This is a genomic window from Microbacterium sp. 1262, from assembly GCF_040544895.1.
Taxonomy (GTDB): Bacteria; Actinomycetota; Actinomycetes; order Actinomycetales; family Microbacteriaceae; genus Microbacterium; species Microbacterium plantarum.
Window position 1 is genome coordinate 787,251 of record NZ_JBEPKU010000001.1, and the last position, 17,216, is coordinate 804,466.

At 70.3% G+C, this 17,216-nt stretch carries 12 protein-coding genes; 4 read left to right on the forward strand and 8 right to left on the reverse strand.

The window, feature by feature from the left end:
- Positions 1-32 precede the first annotated feature (32 nt).
- Positions 33-1,628 carry a dolichyl-phosphate-mannose--protein mannosyltransferase gene (locus ABIC53_RS03705; RefSeq protein WP_354450483.1) on the reverse strand — a complete coding sequence of 532 codons (1,596 nt, stop codon included), beginning with the start codon at positions 1,626-1,628 and terminating at the stop codon, positions 33-35.
- Positions 1,629-1,650: 22 nt separating this feature from the next.
- On the opposite strand from ABIC53_RS03705, the gene rsmI reads away from it, so the two are divergent.
- The gene (gene rsmI, locus ABIC53_RS03710; protein WP_354450485.1) at positions 1,651-2,475 is read left to right on the forward strand and encodes a 16S rRNA (cytidine(1402)-2'-O)-methyltransferase; all 825 of its coding nucleotides are present in this window, start codon (positions 1,651-1,653) and stop codon (positions 2,473-2,475) included.
- 87 nt (positions 2,476-2,562) lie between these two features.
- Here rsmI and ABIC53_RS03715 read toward each other — a convergent pair whose 3' ends face one another.
- From ABIC53_RS03715 to ABIC53_RS03735, 5 genes are all read right to left on the reverse strand, one after another.
- Entirely contained in the window at positions 2,563-4,899 is a 2,337-nt protein-coding gene (locus ABIC53_RS03715; RefSeq protein WP_274179552.1) for a glycosyl hydrolase 53 family protein, read from the reverse strand.
- Positions 4,900-5,006: 107 nt separating this feature from the next.
- Positions 5,007-5,900 carry a sugar ABC transporter permease gene (locus ABIC53_RS03720; RefSeq protein ID WP_269266054.1) on the reverse strand — a complete coding sequence of 298 codons (894 nt, stop codon included), beginning with the start codon at positions 5,898-5,900 and terminating at the stop codon, positions 5,007-5,009.
- Entirely contained in the window at positions 5,900-7,528 is a 1,629-nt protein-coding gene (locus ABIC53_RS03725) for an ABC transporter permease subunit (protein ID WP_354450488.1), read from the reverse strand. Before ABIC53_RS03725 ends, ABIC53_RS03720 begins: the two co-directional genes overlap by 1 nt.
- Before the next feature lie 61 nt (positions 7,529-7,589).
- Positions 7,590-8,825 carry a sugar ABC transporter substrate-binding protein gene (locus ABIC53_RS03730; protein WP_274179551.1) on the reverse strand — a complete coding sequence of 412 codons (1,236 nt, stop codon included), beginning with the start codon at positions 8,823-8,825 and terminating at the stop codon, positions 7,590-7,592.
- 145 nt (positions 8,826-8,970) lie between these two features.
- Positions 8,971-10,992, reverse strand: a complete 2,022-nt coding sequence (locus ABIC53_RS03735; RefSeq protein WP_354450490.1) for a beta-galactosidase — start codon at positions 10,990-10,992, stop codon at positions 8,971-8,973.
- A gap of 197 nt (positions 10,993-11,189) precedes the next feature.
- Here ABIC53_RS03735 and ABIC53_RS03740 point away from each other — a divergent pair, with 197 nt between their 5' ends.
- From ABIC53_RS03740 to ABIC53_RS03750, 3 genes are read left to right on the forward strand one after another with little or no spacing between them, the layout of a single operon-like run.
- On the forward strand, positions 11,190-12,206 hold the full coding sequence (locus ABIC53_RS03740) for a LacI family DNA-binding transcriptional regulator (RefSeq protein WP_274179549.1): 1,017 nt from the start codon (positions 11,190-11,192) through the stop codon (positions 12,204-12,206).
- A 59-nt stretch (positions 12,207-12,265) separates the two neighbouring features.
- Complete coding sequence (gene metG, locus ABIC53_RS03745; RefSeq protein WP_282501048.1) at positions 12,266-13,834, forward strand: methionine--tRNA ligase; 1,569 nt, start codon at positions 12,266-12,268, stop codon at positions 13,832-13,834.
- Positions 13,835-13,836: 2 nt separating this feature from the next.
- On the forward strand, positions 13,837-14,775 hold the full coding sequence (locus tag ABIC53_RS03750) for a TatD family hydrolase (protein ID WP_274179547.1): 939 nt from the start codon (positions 13,837-13,839) through the stop codon (positions 14,773-14,775).
- 4 nt (positions 14,776-14,779) lie between these two features.
- Here the strand turns inward: ABIC53_RS03750 and ABIC53_RS03755 are convergent, their stop codons facing one another.
- Positions 14,780-15,745, reverse strand: coding sequence for a LacI family DNA-binding transcriptional regulator (locus ABIC53_RS03755; protein WP_274179546.1), 966 nt, complete (start codon positions 15,743-15,745; stop codon positions 14,780-14,782).
- Between the two features lie 8 nt (positions 15,746-15,753).
- Positions 15,754-17,070 carry a glutamyl-tRNA reductase gene (locus ABIC53_RS03760; RefSeq protein ID WP_269266062.1) on the reverse strand — a complete coding sequence of 439 codons (1,317 nt, stop codon included), beginning with the start codon at positions 17,068-17,070 and terminating at the stop codon, positions 15,754-15,756.
- Positions 17,071-17,216 lie beyond the last annotated feature (146 nt).

Genomic DNA, 17,216 nt, shown 5'->3' on the forward strand with positions numbered 1-17,216 from the left:
CGCCTAGCCTACGGTGCCGCGCGCGGCGGGCGTCAGACCCAGCCGGGCAGCCAGTTGTGCAGCCGGTAGAACTCGTAGGGCACCGAGATCGCCGACCATAGCGGGAACCAGAATGCGGCGAGGACCAGGACGAGGCCGAGGAACACGACGACGACGCGTTCGACGCCGCGGGTGGTTCCTCGATCGCGACGCGCGGACCGGACCGCCGATCGGATGACGAAGACCAGAGCGAGCAGGAGGAACGGCTGGATCAGGACCGTGTAGAACTGGAAGATCGTGCGCTCGGGGAAGAGCAGCCACGGCGAGTACGTCGCGACGACACCGGTCAGGACGATGCCGTACGCGCCGTCACGGGTGCGGAACAACAGGTAGACGAGGTACAGCACGCTCGCGACGCCCGCCCACCAGACGATGGGGTTCGGCATGCTGTACAGGATCTCCCAGCAGCCGTTGGGGTCGGTGCACGAACCGGTTCCGCCGGGCGTGCTGCCCGCGTACATCGAGGTCGGGCGCAGAAGGAGCGGCCATTGCGCCGCGGGGCTCGCGTAGGCGTGGGGAGTCGACATCCCGGCCGTCGACCCGTACATCGACTCGTGATATCGCCACAGGCTCTGCAGCGACAGGGGTACCCATGACCAGAATCCGGTCGCGGGGTTCGCGTCCGCAGCGTGCCGGTCGTACCCGCCGTCGGTCACGAACCAGCCGGTCCACGACGCGAGGTACACCACGAGCGCCACCGGCACGAGCAACACGAACGACACCGCCCCTTGCCGGACCGTCGCGTCGGCGGGCCAGAACAGGATGCCGGCGCTGCGGCGGGCGAGGGCATCGCTGACGACGAGATAGATGCCGATCGCCGCCAGCACCCAGACGCCCGACCACTTCACCGCGGTCGCCGCGCCGGCCGCCGCACCCGCGGCGATCACCCACGGGCGGTTCCACAGCACCGGTCCCCAGGCGGGGGCGCCGACGTCGTCCCATCGCGCCGCGATGCGCTCGGCGAGAACGACCCGGCTGCGTTCGCGGTCCAGCACGACGAACCAGAACGCCAGCAGGGTGAACAACGTCAGGAAGATGTCGAGCAGCGCCACCCGGCTCATCACGATCCCGAGGCCGTCGATCGCGAGCAGGCCGGAGGCCAGCGACGCGAAGACGATCGAACCGGTGAGGCTGCGTGCGAGGAGGTAGAGCACGAGCACGCACGCCGTGCCGGCGAGGGCCGTGCCCAGGCGCCAGGCGAAGGTCGAGTCGGCGCCGAACAGGGCCATCGGCAGCCCGATGAGGTACTTGCCGAGCGGCGGGTGCACGACGAAGCTGCCCGTCGTCGTGAAGATGTCGGTCTCGCCCGCGAGGAAGCGTTCGTCGGCGCCGTCCGGCCAGGTTGCGGCGTACCCGAGCACCCATTGGCTCCAGGCGTCCTTGACGTAATAGGTCTCGTCGAAGACCACGGCGTGGGGATGAGCCAGGTTCCACATCCGCAGGACGGCGGCGATCAGCGTGATCACCAGCGGTGCGATCCAGGCCATCCGCCGGGCGAAGGCCGGGTCGCCGCTGAAGCGGGCGTGCCACCGGTCGAGAAGGGTCGGCCGACGCCTCTCGGGGAGCAGCGGCTCAGCGGTCGTCGTCACGTCGCCAGCCTATGCTGGGGCGGTGATCATCCTCGCCGCGACGCCCATCGGCAACCTCGGCGACGCCACGACGCGGCTCGTGACCGCGCTCGAACAGGCGACGACCATCGCCGCCGAGGACACACGCACCACCCAGCGCCTGCTCCAGGCCCTCGGGGTGACCAACCGTCCCCGTCTGATCGCCCTTCACGACCACAACGAGAAGCAGCGAGCCGTCGAGCTTGTCGAGCGCGCCCGTACCGAAGACGTCCTCGTCCTCAGCGACGCCGGGATGCCCACGGTCAGCGACCCCGGGTTCGGGCTCGTCGCCGCGGCGGCGGCAGCAGGGGTCACCGTGACCGTCCTGCCCGGCCCGAGCGCCGTGCTCGCCGCGCTCGCCGTCTCCGGGCTTCCGACGGACCGGTTCGCCTTCGAGGGCTTCCCGCCCCGCAAGCCGGGGGACCGGCGCCGGCTCTTCGACCAGCTGGCCGGCGAGCAGCGCACGCTCGTCTTCTTCGAGGCGCCGTCGCGCATCGCCGAGGTGCTGCGGGCGATGGCCGAGGCGTTCGGAGGCGACCGCCGAGCGGCCGTCTGCCGCGAGCTGACGAAGCTGCACGAGGAGGTGGCGCGCGGCACGCTCGATGAGCTCGCCGAGTGGGCTGCCGACGGCGTCCGCGGCGAGATCGTCATCGTGGTGGAGGGCGCCGGGGCGCGCGAGATCGACCCCGCCGACGCGCTCGCGCAGGTGCAGCGGCTCGTCGCCGACGGCATCCGGCTCAAGGAGGCCGCCGGCGAGGTCGCGGCCGCGACCGGCCTGTCGTCCCGCGACCTGTACCAGGCCGCCCTCGCCGCTCGCGCCGGGTCCTGACGCGGGCCCGTTCGCGCGAGAACGCACCGACCCCGCGAGAACGCACCGTATCGGGCACGTTCTCGCGACGACGGTGCGTCTTCGGCGTCAGCTGCGCCGCATGCGGGCGCCCCGCCGGACGGCGAGGGGCAGACCGACGAACACGAGAAGCGCGGCGGCCGTGAGCGCGGCGAGGGGGAGTGCGCCGCCGGATGCTGCCAGGGCATCGGGTCCGGCGGTGAGCGCGGACGCCGTGCCGGGCAGCGCAGGTGCGGATGCCTCGGGGGCGGGCACCAGCCCGACGAGCGCATCGAGCGCAGCCCGGAGCGTCGTCGTCGAGGCGTCGACCTCCGCCTGCGGCGTCGCCGGGGCCGCCAGGACCGAGCGCGCAGACGCCAGTGCCGCGTCGACCGCGGCGAGGGATGCCGCGGTGTACATCGACCGGTCCAGCGAGGCGGCCTCGACCGTCGCCGCGGTCAGCGCCGCGAAGTCCGCCGCGGGTGCTGCGCGGACGAGCGCGACGTCGTCGATCGTCCCCCAGGCGCCGGCGGGCAGGTCGCCTGCGATCCGGACGGTGAGCGTATCGCCCGCTGACGCGAACACGGCGTCGGTGACCGGGGTCGACCACACGCGCCAGCCGTCGAGGGCGAAGCCGGTCTCCGCAGGCAGCGCGCGGGCAGCAGCCGCTTCGTTGGACAGGCTGAGCTGCAGGCGTCCGTCGGCCCCGGCGGCCCCACCCTGGGCGGCCGCGGAGGCGGTGTACCAGCCCGCCTCCGGCACGACGACCTCCTGCGCGAGGGAGAAGCCGTACGCGGCGTCGGCCCAGAAGTGCGCCGAGTACGTGCCGGTACGAGGATCGTCCTCCGCCCGCACGGTCAGGCCGCCTCCTTCCGAGCGCCACATCGAGACGTCCGCGTCTTCGAAGCCGCCGTTGCGGAGCAGGTTCCGCGCGATGACGGTGACCGTCGCCGACGTTGCATGGCCTGCCGAGGTGGTGCCCGAGAAGGTGTGCACGCCCACGCCGTCGACGGCATCCGGTCCCGGGGTCCAGTCGACGCTCTGCTCCTCGGTCGTCCCATCGGTGTACGACACGGTGACGGTGTCGGGCAGCGCGATCGGGTCGCCGTCCGTGACGGTGAGCGCGACACGCTCGACATCGCTGACGGTCCGCGGAGCGATCGCGCCGGTGCGCACGTACGAGAACACGTTCAGCGACGCGAGGGGGTAGCCGTCGTGGTCGAACAGGGCCTGGTTGTCCCACGCGGAACCGCCGAACCACTGTCCCGCGTCATGGGGCTCGTAGCCGCCGGCGTAGCTCGACGCCCAGCCGGATCCGTCGCGCTCCCAGAGCACGCGGTTGGACTCGAGCTGCTCGGGCGGACCGACCGGCAGCCACGCGGGCTCCCAGTAGAAGACGCCGAGCCCGGCCTCGCCCACGTTCGCCACGGCTTGCACGACGTCGCGTACGGCGGCGGCCTGGCCCTGCACGCTCACGGGGTAGCGCGTCGCGTCTTCCGGGGTCTTCACGACGTTCGGGTGTCCGTCGCCGTCGTCGAGCGTGTACGCCCACGACGTCTCGGCCACGAGCACCTTCTTGTCGTACGTCTCGGCGATCTGCGACAGCACCGCCGTGAGGTTCTCGGGCGTGCCGTGCCAGAACGGGTAGTACGACGACGCGAACACGTCGTAGTCGACATCCCGCGCCTTGAGCTCCCGGGCGACGCCCGCGTAGAACCCGGGGCGCTCGGGGTTGGTGAAGTGCAGCACGACGCGGGCGTCGGGGATGACGTCGCGGATCGCGGCCGACCCGGCGCTGAAGATCCGCGCCATGTCATCCCACCCGGTCACCCCGGCGATGCCGCCATTGGTCTCGTTTCCGACCTGCACCATTCGCACGTCGACCCCGGCGTCGCGGAATCGTATGAGCGCGTCGCGCGTGAACGCCCCGGTCGCCGCGACCTTCTCGTCGACGGTCATGCCCGCCCAGGCCTTCGGAGCCTGCTGCTTGGCGGGGTCTGCCCAGAAGTCCGAGTAATGGAAGTCGACCAGGACGCCCAGGCCCGCCGCCGTCGCGCGACGGCCGATCTCGATCGCCCGGGTGACGTCGACGTCGCCACCGCCGTACCCGTTGCCGTCGGCGTCGAAGGGGTCGTTCCAGACGCGGATCCGGATGTCGCTGACCCCAGCATCCCGAAGGATCCTGAACAGGTCGCCCGGGTTGCCGTCGGCGTCACGGAACACCACGTCCGACTCCTCGAGCGACAGCACCGACGACACGTCGACGCCGCCGATGAAGTCGGCCGGCAGGTTCTCGACCCGCGGCACGGTGATCGTGCTCGGGACTGGCGCCGGGTCGTCGGCTGCCGACGCCGGCAGCGCGAGCGCCCCCAGCGACAGGACCGCCGCAGTGACGGCCGCGGTCAGCCGCGGGATGATTCGTGGCATGTGCCTCTCCTTCGAGGTCGGCGCGCGCGGGCGCGCGAGAGCGTACGGTCCCGGCGAGTGCGCACCGGGGAGGGTGTTATTTGGGCGAGAGGGTGCGTTCTCGGGCGTCAGCCCTTGACGGAGCCGGCGGTCAGCCCGCCGATGATGTAGCGCTGCAGGCCGAGGAACAGTGCGAGCACGGGGATCGCGGCGAGCACCGCGCCGGCCGCGAAGAGGCCCCAGTTGCTCGCGAGCTGGTTCGACACCCACTGGTACATGCCCACGGCGAGGGTCCAGTTGTCCTGCGACACCAGCACGATCTTCGAGATGATGTAGTCGCCGAACGATGCGATGAACGCCAGTAGGGCCACGACCGCGAGGATCGGGGTGACGAGCGGCATGATGATCCGCCAGAACACCTGGGCGTGCGTTGCGCCGTCGATCTTGGCCGACTCGTCGAGCTCCATCGGGATCGTGTTGAAGAACCCGTACATGAGGAAGGTGTTCACACCCAGGGCGCCGCCGAGGTAGACGCAGATGAGCGCGATCTTCGAGTTCAGGCCGAGGGCGGGGAACACCTCGCCGAGGGCGAGGAGCATCAGGAAGATCGCCACGAAGGCGAGCGCCTGCGGGAACATCTGGATGATGAGCAGGGCCGTGAGGCCCGGACGGCGACCGCGGAAGCGGAACCGGGAGAAGGCGTACGCTGCCGCGGCCCCCATCAGGACGGCGCCGACCGCCGACGCCCCGCTCACGATCAGCGTGTTGCCGTACCAGGTCCAGTACGACGTGCCGCTGAGGGAGGCGAAGTTCGCGAGGTCGAAGACGCCGAACAGCTGGTTGCTCGCGGCGAGGCTGCCGCGCGGGTTGAGCGCGGCCGAGATGACGTAGAGCAGCGGGAACATCGCGTAGAAGAGGATGACGAGCGCGACGAGGTACTTCCAGCCGACTTCGAGCAGCCACCGGCGGCGGCGAGCGCCGACGCGGCTGGGCGGGGTGGCGACGGTGGTGGTTGCGGACATCACTGGTACTCCTCCAGCTTGCGGGTCTGGCGGAACGCCAGGGCGGAGATCGCGCCGACCACGATGAACACGAGGATCGACAGGGCGCTGGCCAGGCCGTAGTCGGCAGCGCCGCCCGAGACTCCCGAGATGTCCCAGATCGCGGAGATCAGGATGTCGGTGGATCCGAGCGCATAGGGCGCGCCGGGGATCGCCGGCCCGCCGCTGTTGAACATGTAGATGACGGTGAAGTTGTTGAAGCTGAAGGCGAACGACGAGATCAGCAGCGGGGCGGTCGCGACGAGCACGAGGGGGAGGACGATCGCACGGAACTGCCGGAACCGGCCCGCGCCGTCGATCGACGCGGCCTCGAGCGTGTCGGACGGCAGTGCCTGCAGCGCGCCCGTGCACACGAGGAAGTAGTACGGATAGGTCAGCCACACGTTGACGAAGAGCACCGCGATGCGAGCCAGCCACGGGTCGCCGAGCCAGTCGATGTTCGCGCCGCCGAAGAAGAACTCATTGATGACACCGAACTCGGCGTTGAACATGCCGCGGAACAGCAGGGCCGACATGAACGCCGGGAAGGCGTACGGGAGGATGAACAGCGTCCGAAGGATCTTGCGGCCCTTCACCCGCGGGTCGTTGAAGATGAGCGCCACCACGAGCCCCATCGCGAACGGAATGAGCACCGACAGCGCCGCCCAGACGAACGTCCAGAGCGTGACGAGCGCGAGCGGCTCGAGCAGGCCCGGGTCTGTGACGAGGAGCAGGAAGTTGTCGAACCCGACGTTCACGACCCAGCCGGTGGGCAGGGCCGCTCCGTCCGCGGAGACGAATCGGCCGTCGTCTGTTGCCGTGTAGACGGCACCGGATGCCGTATCGGTGATGGTCTGCGCGTCGGCATCCCACGTCAGCGTCGAGAGGTACACGGCGCCGGTCGAGCCGTCGCGCGTGCGGATCGAGCCGTCGTTGGGGTCGTCCGAGACCGGTACGCGCAGCTCGACGATCTGCTCCTGCAGCGCGGGGTCGCCGAGGAAGGTGCCGCGGGGAACGACATTCCAGCCGGGAACGTCGGTGGGGGCGCCCGAGCCCGACGCGTCACCGACGACCTCGAGCGGCCGGTCGGTGGCCCCGGCCTTGATCTCGCCGTCGTCGACGATCGCGAAGCCGTACTCGCCGCCCTGTTCGACGACCGAGAGCGGGTACGAGGGCGAGGTGTCGATGCGTCGCTCGCCCTGGGCCAAAGCAGCGGCCACCGCCTGGTCCTGCGAACCGACGTGGCCGGCGCCGTAGTTCGTGAAGGCGATGTACGCCGTGTAGCCGAAGATGAAGACCTGGAACACCAGCAGGAAGGCGAGTCCCGGGAGCAGGTACTTCAGCGGCAGTGCGCGCTTGGTGAAGTACACGATGTCGGCGGCGACGAGCAGGACGGCCGCCGCGGTCGCGATGAGCCACGACTCGGCTTGGACGGCGGCGAACACCCCCATCAGGCCGAAGGCATTGACGATCGCCATCAGCACGAGCTTCACGACGAAGCCCCAGCCGATGCCCGACCAGCGTCGGCCATGCGGTTCTGACTGCTGCGAGCGGTCGGGGGAGCGAGGCGGCGGTGCGCTCTCGCTCACGGTTCCCTGGGGGACCGACATGTGCATCTCCTTCACGAGAGAGGTCCGGGGGCGGAGCGGTGTGCTCCGCCCCCGGAGGGGGTCAGCCGATCGCGGCCTGGACGTCGGTCACCATGGTGTTCCAGGTGCTGACGGGGTCGCCGCCCTTGATGATCTGCACCTGTGCGGCGTTCCACAGGTCCCAGACCGAACCCATCTCGGGGATCGAGGGCTGCGGCACGCCGTTCGCGGCGGAGGCGAGGAAGCCGGCGACGACGGGGTCGGACGAGACCTCGGCGGCGAGGGTCTTCCACGCGGGCAGGCGCGGGTCGGCCTCGTAGAGGGCGCGCTGCGCGTCATCCGTTGCGAGGTAGGTGGTCAGGAACTCCTGGGCCAGCAGCTTGTTCGCGCTCTCCGAGCTGATGTAGAAGCCCTGGACGCCCACGAACGGCGCGGCGGTCTCGCCGCCGGCCGACGGGATCGGGTTGACCTTGACGTTCACACCGTTGGCGGTGAGGGCCTCGATCGCCCACGGGCCCTGAACCGTGTACGCGGCGGTACCGGCGGCGAAGAGCTCGTTGTTGGTGTCGTAGTCGATCGTGGTCGAGATCTCGCCGGAGCCGGCCTCGCCGTGCGCGCCGAGCCAGGTGGCGAAAGCCTCGCCGCCCGCGCCGCCCATGCCGACCTCGGTCGTGTAGGAGCCGGTGGCGTCCTGCACGAACACCGGGGCGCCGAACGACGTCTGGAACCCGTACATCGTGTACGCGTCGCCCTTCTGACCCGCCGTGTTGATGACGAACGGACGCTCGGCGCCCGCGGTCTGGGCGCGGGCGATCATGTCGTCGAAGGACGACGGCGCCTCTTCGCCGACGAGGTCGGTGTTCTGCACGAGCGCGATCGTCTCGAGCGCGTAGGGGAAGCCGTAGAGCTGCCCGTCGTAGGTGAACGCGTCGACGGCGACCTTCTCGATCTGGTCGGTTTTGTCGCCGAGGTCGATCGTGTCGACGACGCCGGCCGAGACGAAGGAGCCGAGGAAGTCGTGGGCGCCCACCGTGATGTCCGGACCCTCGCCGGTCGGCACCTGGTTGATGAAGTCGTTGCGGATGTCCTCGAAGTTCTTCTGGACCAGCTCGATCTTGGTGCCGGTCTCGTCTTCGAAGGCCTTCGCCGCCGCCTCGATGGCCGGCGCGCGGTTGGCGTCGGTCCAGACGACGAGCGAGCCGCCGCCCGAGCCGCCTTCGGCGTTGCCGCTGTCGCTGGGGGTGCTGCCGCCGGAGCAACCGGCGAGCAGGACGGTGGTCGCCGCGATGGCGACGATTCCGGTCCCGATCTTGCGCATGGATCTTCCTTCCGAAGTGGTCGATCGGAAGGGCCTCGTGCGAGGTCGCTCCGTCACGACCGATGTGGATGCCGCTGCCGGGTGGCGGCGGCGCTTTCTCAGTGCATGCCGTGAGACGTCGGCTGTCTCCCGGCGTCGGGGTGGGTCAGTGACCACCCCCGGGTGCTGTGCGCGGTGCGCGGATGACGGCGACGTCGCCCGCACTCACCTCCAGCGTGCCCCGGACGGCGCGCCCTGAGAACAGGTCGACACCTTCCAGGGCGAGCTCAGCGTCCGTCGCCGCATGGTTGATCGCGATGACGTAGTCATCGGCGTCGCCCGCGCGGCGGACGATCTCGAGGCCGGCCGGCGCGTCGACCGGGGCGATGCCCGCGTCGGCGTAGACCTCCGCCATGATGGCGGCGAGGCCGGCGGCATCCGGTCGCGTACTGACGTACCAGCCGGTGCCCGCTCCGTGCCGCTTGCGCGTCACCGCGGGCATCCCGGCGCCCGGTCCGTCGACGTAGGTCGCGCGGGTCTCCGCGTCCGACACCACCAGGTGCTCGTGCCAGACGTCGGCGGTATGGGACGCGCCGCCGAACTCGATCGTCGTGGTCGCGCCCGCGCGCAGCGGCAGGTGCTCCTCGACGCGGACTCCGAGCGACGGCTCGAGGGGAGCGGCGAAGCCGCCCGGGTGCACGGCATCGTTCTCGTCGACGACGGCCGAGAAGAACGAGACGACCAGCGTGCCGCCGGCTTCGACGTACCGGTTGAGGTTGTCGGCGTCAGCCTGACGCAGGAGGTACTGCGCGGGGGCGATGACGAGCTTGTAGCCGGAGAGATCGTGGCCCGGCAGGGCGAAGTCGACCGTGATGTTGTCGCGCCACAGGCGCTCGTAGAACGCCCGGATCCGCTCGTCGTGCGAGACGTCCTCCGAGGGACGCCACTCGAGGTCCTGCGCCCAGAACGACTCGAAGTCCCACAGGATCGCGACGTCGGCGTGGACGCGCGAGCCGCGCACCTCGGTGAGGCGATTCAGCTTCGCGCCGAGATCGACGACCTCGCGGAAGACGCGTGACTCGGTGCCGGCGTGCGGCAGCATCGCCGAGTGGAATTTCTCGGCGCCCGAGCGCCCGGCGCGCCACTGGAAGAAGAGGATGCCGTCGGCACCGCGGCCCAGGTGCGACAACGAGTTGCGCGCCATCTCGCCCGGTCGCTTGGCGACGTTGCGCGGCTGCCAGTTGACCGCCGAGGTCGAGTGCTCCATCAGGATCCAGGGCTTGCCGCCCCCGACCGAGCGTGAGAGGTCGGCGGCGATGGCCAGGCCGATCTCGCCCTCGACGTCTGCAGCCCACAGGTAGTGGTCGTCCGAGACGATGTCGACCTCACGCGCCCAGGCCCACAGATCGCAGCCGTGGTGCTGATTCGCCATGAAGTTCGTCGTCACCGGAAGGGACGAGAACCGCCGGATGGCGTCGCGCTCCGCGATGAAGCACGCGCGCAGCTGGGCGTCGGTGAACCGCGCGAAGTCGAGCCGCTGCGCGGGGTTGACGACCGAGGGAGCGGCAGCGGGGACGCCGACGTGCTCCCAGACGCCGTAATGCTGCCCCCAGAAGGCGGTGCCCCACGCCGCGTTGAGGGCGTCGAGCGAGCCGTACTTCTCCTGCAGCCAGCCGCGCCAGGCGCGCTGGGCGTGCTCGGAGTAGTCCTCACCGACGGGGACGCCGTACTCATTGTGGACGTGCCACATGACGACGGCCGGGTGGTCGGCGTAGCGCTCGGCCAGCGTCGAGGCGATGCGCACGGCCGCCTCGCGGTAGGCGGGGGCCGAGTGCGACGCCATGCCGCGCGACCCGAAGCCCATCACCACGCCGTCGCGGTTGACGGCGCGGGCATCGGGGTGCTCGGCGAAGAACCAGGCCGGCGGGGATGCCGTCGGGGTGCCGAGGTCGACGGCGATGCCGTTCTCGTGGAGAAGGCCGATGATCTCGTCGAGCCAGTCGAAGTCGAAAACGCCCGCGCTGGTCTCGATGAGCGCCCACGAGAAGATGCCGACGCTGACGAGGTTCACTCCGGCTTCGCGCATGAGGCGGACGTCCTCGCGCCAGACCTCGCGGGGCCACTGCTCCGGGTTGTAGTCGCCGCCGTAGGCGATCCCGTCGATGGCGGGCCAAACGCTCGCAGGCATGAAACGCTTCCTCGTGTCTCTCAGATGCGCCGGTCGTACTGTGACCGGTCACAGAGTGTGTGACCACTGTAAGCGCGCGACCGATCCGCGACCCGCCCCGTTATCGAACTGTGACCGGTCCCAGAAGGATTGCCAGCCTCGGCGCGTCCTCGAGGGCGCGAGACGGGTGAACGTCCCGTCCGGAGTAGGCTCGCGACGTGAACGGCTCCACCGGCGCGTCGCGCAAACCGACCATCCGCGACGTCGCGGCAGCGGCCGGCGTCTCGCACGGCACCGTGTCGCGGGTCATCAACGGCGGGCACTGGGTGTCGCCCGAGGCGCGGGACGCCGTCGACCGCGCGATCCGCGAGACCGGCTACACCGCGAACCACGCGGCCCGGAGTCTCGCGACGGGGCGGTCGAACTCGCTGGCCTTCCTGCTGACCGAGCCCCAGCACCTGCTTTTCGCCGACCCGACCTTCGCCCTGCTGCTGCGGGGAGCGACCGAGGCACTGGCCCAGCGTTCGATGACCCTCGTGCTCATGATCGCCGACACCGCGGCCGAGCGGGCGAACGTCGAGCGGTACGTGCGCGCGGGGCACGTCGACGGCGTGCTGCTCATCTCGTCGCACGAGTCGAACCCGCTGCTCGCCTCGCTGATCTCCGCGGGCGTGCCCACCGTGTGCACCGGTGTCCCGCTCGGCGATCGCGCGCACGTGCCCACCGTCTCGGTCGACGAGCAGGAGTCGGCACGCATCATGACGCGTCACCTCCTCTCGCGTGGTCACCGCCGCATCGCTGTGATCACCGGGCCCGACGACACCCCGGGCGGTCGGTACCGCCTGCAGGGGTTCCGTGAGGAGATGGGCGATCTGTTCGATCCCGAGCTCGTCGAGCAGGACGTCTATTCGAGCGACGCCGGCGCGGCGGCCATGACCCGTCTGCTGGAGCGCGCCCCCGACATCGACGCCGTCTTCGCGGCATCCGATGTCATGGCGGTGGGCGCGATCGCCGCCATCCGCCGCAGCGGACGGCGCGTTCCGGACGACATCGCCGTCGCCGGCTTCGATGATTCGGGCCTCGCGGCGACGCACGATCCGCCCCTGACGACGATGCGTCAGCCGTGGAACGAGATCAGCTCGGCGATGGTCGACATGGTGCTGCAGGTGATCGCGGGGGGTGACCCGGAGCCGCTCGTGCTGCCGACATCCCTCATCGTGCGCGAGACCGCGTGACGCGTCGCTGTGTCGACACACGGCCGCGGCGGTCCGCGCACTCGAACTAGAATCTCGGGGTGAGCAACGGCCGCAGCTTCTACATCACCACACCGATCTACTACCCGAGCGACCTGCCCCACATCGGGCACGGCTACACGACGGTGGCGGTGGATGCGCTCGCGCGCTGGCACCGCCAGGCGGGCGACGACACGTGGATGCTGACGGGCACCGACGAGCACGGTCAGAAGATGCTCCGCGCCGCGGCGGCGAACAACGTCACCGCTCAGGAGTGGGTCGACAAGCTCGTCGAGGAGTCCTGGTTCCCGCTGCTGCGCACCCTCGACGTCGCGAACGACGACTTCATCCGCACGACGCAGGAGCGTCACGAGGAGCGCGTGAAGGTATTCGTGCAAACGCTGTTCGACCGCGGATACATCTACGCGGGCGAGTACGCGGCGCTGTACTGCGTCGGCTGCGAGGAGTTCAAGCCCGAGGCCGAGATCGTCAACGGCACCGGTGCCTTCGAAGGCCTCAAGGTCTGCGCGATCCACTCCAAGCCCCTCGAGCTGCTGCAGGAGAAGAACTACTTCTTCAAGCTCAGCGAGTTCCAGGACCGCCTGCTCGAGCTGTACAAGACCGTCCCCGAATTCGTCCGCCCCGAATCGGCGCGCAACGAGGTCGTGTCGTTCGTGAAGTCGGGCCTCAAGGACCTGTCGATCTCGCGGTCTGCGTTCGATTGGGGCATCACGGTGCCCTGGGACCCCTCGCACGTCATCTACGTGTGGGTAGACGCTCTGCTGAACTACGCCACTGCGATCGGTTACGGCACCGACCCCGACGAGTTCGCGCGGCGCTGGCCCGCGTATCACGTCGTGGGCAAGGACATCCTGCGGTTCCACGCCGTGATCTGGCCCGCGATGCTGATGGCCGCCGGGCTCGACGTGCCGCGCGGCGTCTTCGCGCACGGCTGGCTGCTCGTCGGCGGCGAAAAGATGTCGAAGTCCAAGCTCACCGGCATCGCGCCGACCGAGATCACCGACGTGTTCGGCTCGGACGCCTACCGGTTCTACTTCCTCTCGGCCATCGCGTTCGGCCAGGACGGCTCGTTCTCATGGGAAGACCTGTCGGCCCGGTACCAGGCCGAGCTCGCCAACGGGTTCGGCAACCTCGCGTCGCGGACGATCGCGATGATCGAGCGCTATTTCGAGGCGATCGTGCCGGCGCCCGCCGAGTACACCGAGAGCGATCTCGCGATCCAGCGCATCGTCGCCGACGCCGCCGTCGCCGCGGACACTGCGATGGAACGGTTCCGGCCCGACGAGGCGATCGCTGCGATCTGGACGATCGTCGACGCGCTCAACGGCTACATCACCGAGAACGAGCCGTGGGCTCTCGCGAAGGACGACGCCCAGCGGGCGCGTCTGGGCACCGTCCTGTACACCGCCGCCGAGGGGCTGCGCGCCCTCGCGGTGCTCCTGTCTCCGGTGATGCCCGAGTCGACGCGCAAGCTGTGGGTGGCGCTCGGCATCGACGCCCGGCTCGAGGACCAGCCGCTGCGCGACGCCGGCACCTGGGGTGTGCTCCCCGCCGGTACGACGGTCAACGGCCTCGCGCCGCTGTTCCCCCGGGTCGAGCAGCCCGCCTGAGCATGGCCGACTCGCCAGAGAACACCGATCCAGCCGGCCCGGCATCGTCACTTCGTGGCGAGTCGACGGATGACGTGTCGCAGTACGTGCGCCAGCGCTCCCAGGCGGCGCGGGATGTGCGCTGGCCGGAGGCGCCGGAACCGCTTGCGGTGCCGGTCTACGACAACCACACCCACCTCGAGATCGAGGACGGTGACGAGCCGCGCACCCTGGAGGAGCAGCTCGAGCTCGCGGCATCCGTCGGTGTGATCGGCGTCGTCCAGGCCGGCGGCGATATCGACTCGTCGCGCTGGTCGGCGTGGGCGGCGGCATCGCATCCGCGCGTCCTCGCCGCCGTCGCCATCCACCCGAATGAGGCGCCGCTTTACGCTGCGGCGGGCCGGCTCGGCGAGGCCATCGCCGTCATCGACGAGCTGGCCGCGCAGCCGCGCGTGCGGGCGATCGGCGAGACGGGGCTCGACTTCTTCCGCACCGATGAGGACGGGCTGCCCGCCCAGTTCGAGAGCTTCGAGGCGCACATCGAGCTCGCGAAGAAGCACGGCGTCGCGATGCAGATCCACGACCGCGACGCGCATGACGCGGTCCTCCAGACGCTCGAGCGGGTCGGTGCGCCCGAGCGCACGGTCTTCCACTGCTTCTCGGGCGACGCCGACATGGCGCGGATCGCCGCCGACCGCGGTTACTGGCTGAGCTTCGCCGGCAACGTGACCTTCAAGAACGCGCAGAACCTGCGCGACGCCCTCGCGGTCACGCCCCGCGAGCGCATTCTCGTCGAGACCGACGCCCCGTTCCTCACGCCGGCTCCGCACCGGGGGCGGCCCAACGCGCCGTACCTGATCCCGGTGACGCTGCGCTTCATGGCCGCCGAGCTCGGGGTCGACGTCGAGGAGCTGTCCGCTCAGGTCGCCGCGAACACGCTCGAGGTCTACGGCGAGTTCTGACGCGTCAGCGCGTCGACGAGCCGCGGACGATCTCCCACGGAAGGTCGACGACGTCGGGCGACGCGGCATCGCGGATGCTGCTGAGCGCCTGGAACATCGCGGCGGGGGCGAGCTCCGGGTGCACGCAGACGTGCGTGACGCCCAGGCGGGTGTTCACGGCGCAGTCACTGGTGCACAGCGCGACGAACTGCATGTCGCGTGGGATGACGAAGTCCATCTCTTCGAGCTGCAGGTAGATGGCCGGCCCCTCTTCGGCGAAGGAGAAGATCGCATCCGCGCCGGCATCGCGGAGCTCGCCGACCCGGCGGGGGAGGGTGCCGTGCTCCGCGTCGAGGTACGCGACGAGGGGTTCACGGCCGCGCACGGTGCTCCACGCGTGGTACGCGGTCTCGCCGATTTCGTCGCGGGGCGAGCCCGCATCGTCGACGAGGAACCCGATTCGCCGGGCCCCACCGGCTTCGAGCAGGGCGAGCGCCGCGCGCACCGCCTCGTCGTAGCCGGTGCGGACGGTGATGGACAGCTCGGTGTCGACGTAGAGGTCATTGGTCGCGACGGGGATGCCGCGGGCGATGGCCTCGCGCAGCAGCAGGTCGTCGGCGGCCACCTCGGCGAAGTAGACGACGTCGATCTGCGCACCACGGAGCAGATCGGGTCGTGCCGCGGGCAGCATCGTGACCGTGAAGCCCTGATCGGCGGCAGCGCTGACGAGCGCGCCGATGTGCCGGCTGCGGTGGAGGGCGCCGCGCTTGGACAGGTCCAGCTCGGCATCCTGGGGAACGACGAAGCCGACCGACATCGTGCGGCCGCTCCGCAGCGCCGCGGCGTACTTGTTCGGCTGATAGCCGAGCTCGGCGGCGATCGCCTTGATGCGCTCCCGGGTCTCGGGGCGCAGGCTTCCGCGATCGTTAAGCGCCTGACTGATGGCGGCCGTCGAGACACCCGCGCGCAGCGCGATGTCTTTCAGGGTCACCGGCCGGCTCATGACCGACCGGCTCCCGCTTCGGCGTCGCCCGGGGCGCGCTCGGTCGGGACGGTGCCGCCCGGCGAGGTCGCTCCGGTCGCGGCGGGGAAGACGGTGGCCACCGCATCGGCCCAGGCTGCACCCGAACCGGAGGAGGCGAGCGTGTGCCCCTGCGCGATCAGGCGATGCAGCAGGACGCCGGAGAAGTGGCGCAGCGCAGCCTCGACCTGAGGCGACTCGCCCCGCAGGTGAGCCCGCTCGAGCTCGTCGTCGAGGATGCCGGTGATGTAGCCGCGCATCGCCACGACCGACGGGGCGACCTCGTGCACGCGACGCGCGGCGGCGTGCCGTGCTGCGGCTCCCGCGACGATCTCGCGCGCCTCGTCGAGCGTCGCGAATTCGTCGATCGGCGCGTGGATGCGGATCGTCTCGAGGTCGAGCAGCTCGATGTCGGGAACATCGCGCAGCGCCGGGTCGACGTTGCGGGGCAGACCGAGGTCGATGATCAGCTGCGTGCGGTCGGCGCCGCTGCGCCGTGCCGCGTGCTCGGCAGCGGTCAGAGCGTAGGTGTCGGTCGTGGTCGTGCAGGTGATGATGACATCGGCGGCTGCCGCCTCTTCGGCGTAGTGCTCGGCGTCGACGGCGACGAGGTGCTCGCGCTGGGCGAAGCGGCTGCGGCCCGAGCGCGAGTGCACGCGGACGTCGACGGCACCCTTGTCGCGCAGAGCGGCGAGGGATGCCGCGGCGTAGCGGCCGGTGCCCACGAGCAGAACCCGTGCAGTGGACCAGTCCGCCACCCGCGAGGATGCGAGCTCGAGGGCGAGTCGCACGAGCGAGCGGCCCGACTCGCCGATGCGTGTGCTGTTCTTCACGGCGCGCGAGGTCTCGGTGGCCCGCTGGAAGAGGTGCTCGAGGGGCGCCGTGGTCAGTCCGCCGCGCCGCGCGTCGTCGAGGGCGCGGCGCACCTGGCCGGCGATCTCGTCCTCGCCGACGGCGACGGAGTCGAGTCCGGATGCGACGGAGAAGAGGTGGTGGGCGACCTTGTTGCCGTGAGCGAAGTCGACGGTCTCGCGAACGGTCCGGTACGGAAGATCGCTCAGCTTCGCGATCTCTTCCATCGCGGCATCCATCGCCGGGATCGTCGAGGGGAAGTCGGCGTCGTCGCGCAGGTCGAAGTACGCCTCGAAGCGGTTGCAGGTCGCGAGCACGACGGCACCCTGGATGGCGTCATGGGCCTCTGTCAACCGGGTGCCGACTTCGTCTCCGATGACGGAGAGTCGCTCGAGTGAAGCGAGCGGCGTGGAGCGCTGATGCGCGGTGAGAGCGACGAGCACGTGCGGAAGAACCCCCTGGAATCGTGACTAGTATATCGATTAACTCATTCGAGGAGATCATCATTCCGGCATCCGCCCACCCTCTCGTCACGCACGCCACCGGCTCGAGCCGGCTCGTGCGCACCCTGCTCGGCGAACGCGTCGAG

Excerpts from the sequence above, each read along its gene's own strand:
- ABIC53_RS03715 (WP_274179552.1), bottom strand. The coding sequence starts at position 4,899 with ATGCCACGAATCATCCCGCGGCTGACCGCGGCCGTCACTGCGGCGGTC.
- ABIC53_RS03720 (WP_269266054.1), bottom strand. The coding sequence starts at position 5,900 with ATGTCCGCAACCACCACCGTCGCCACCCCGCCCAGCCGCGTCGGCGCT.
- ABIC53_RS03725 (WP_354450488.1), bottom strand. The coding sequence starts at position 7,528 with ATGTCGGTCCCCCAGGGAACCGTGAGCGAGAGCGCACCGCCGCCTCGC.
- ABIC53_RS03730 (WP_274179551.1), bottom strand. The coding sequence starts at position 8,825 with ATGCGCAAGATCGGGACCGGAATCGTCGCCATCGCGGCGACCACCGTC.
- ABIC53_RS03735 (WP_354450490.1), bottom strand. The coding sequence starts at position 10,992 with ATGCCTGCGAGCGTTTGGCCCGCCATCGACGGGATCGCCTACGGCGGC.
- ABIC53_RS03750 (WP_274179547.1), top strand. The coding sequence starts at position 13,837 with ATGGCCGACTCGCCAGAGAACACCGATCCAGCCGGCCCGGCATCGTCA.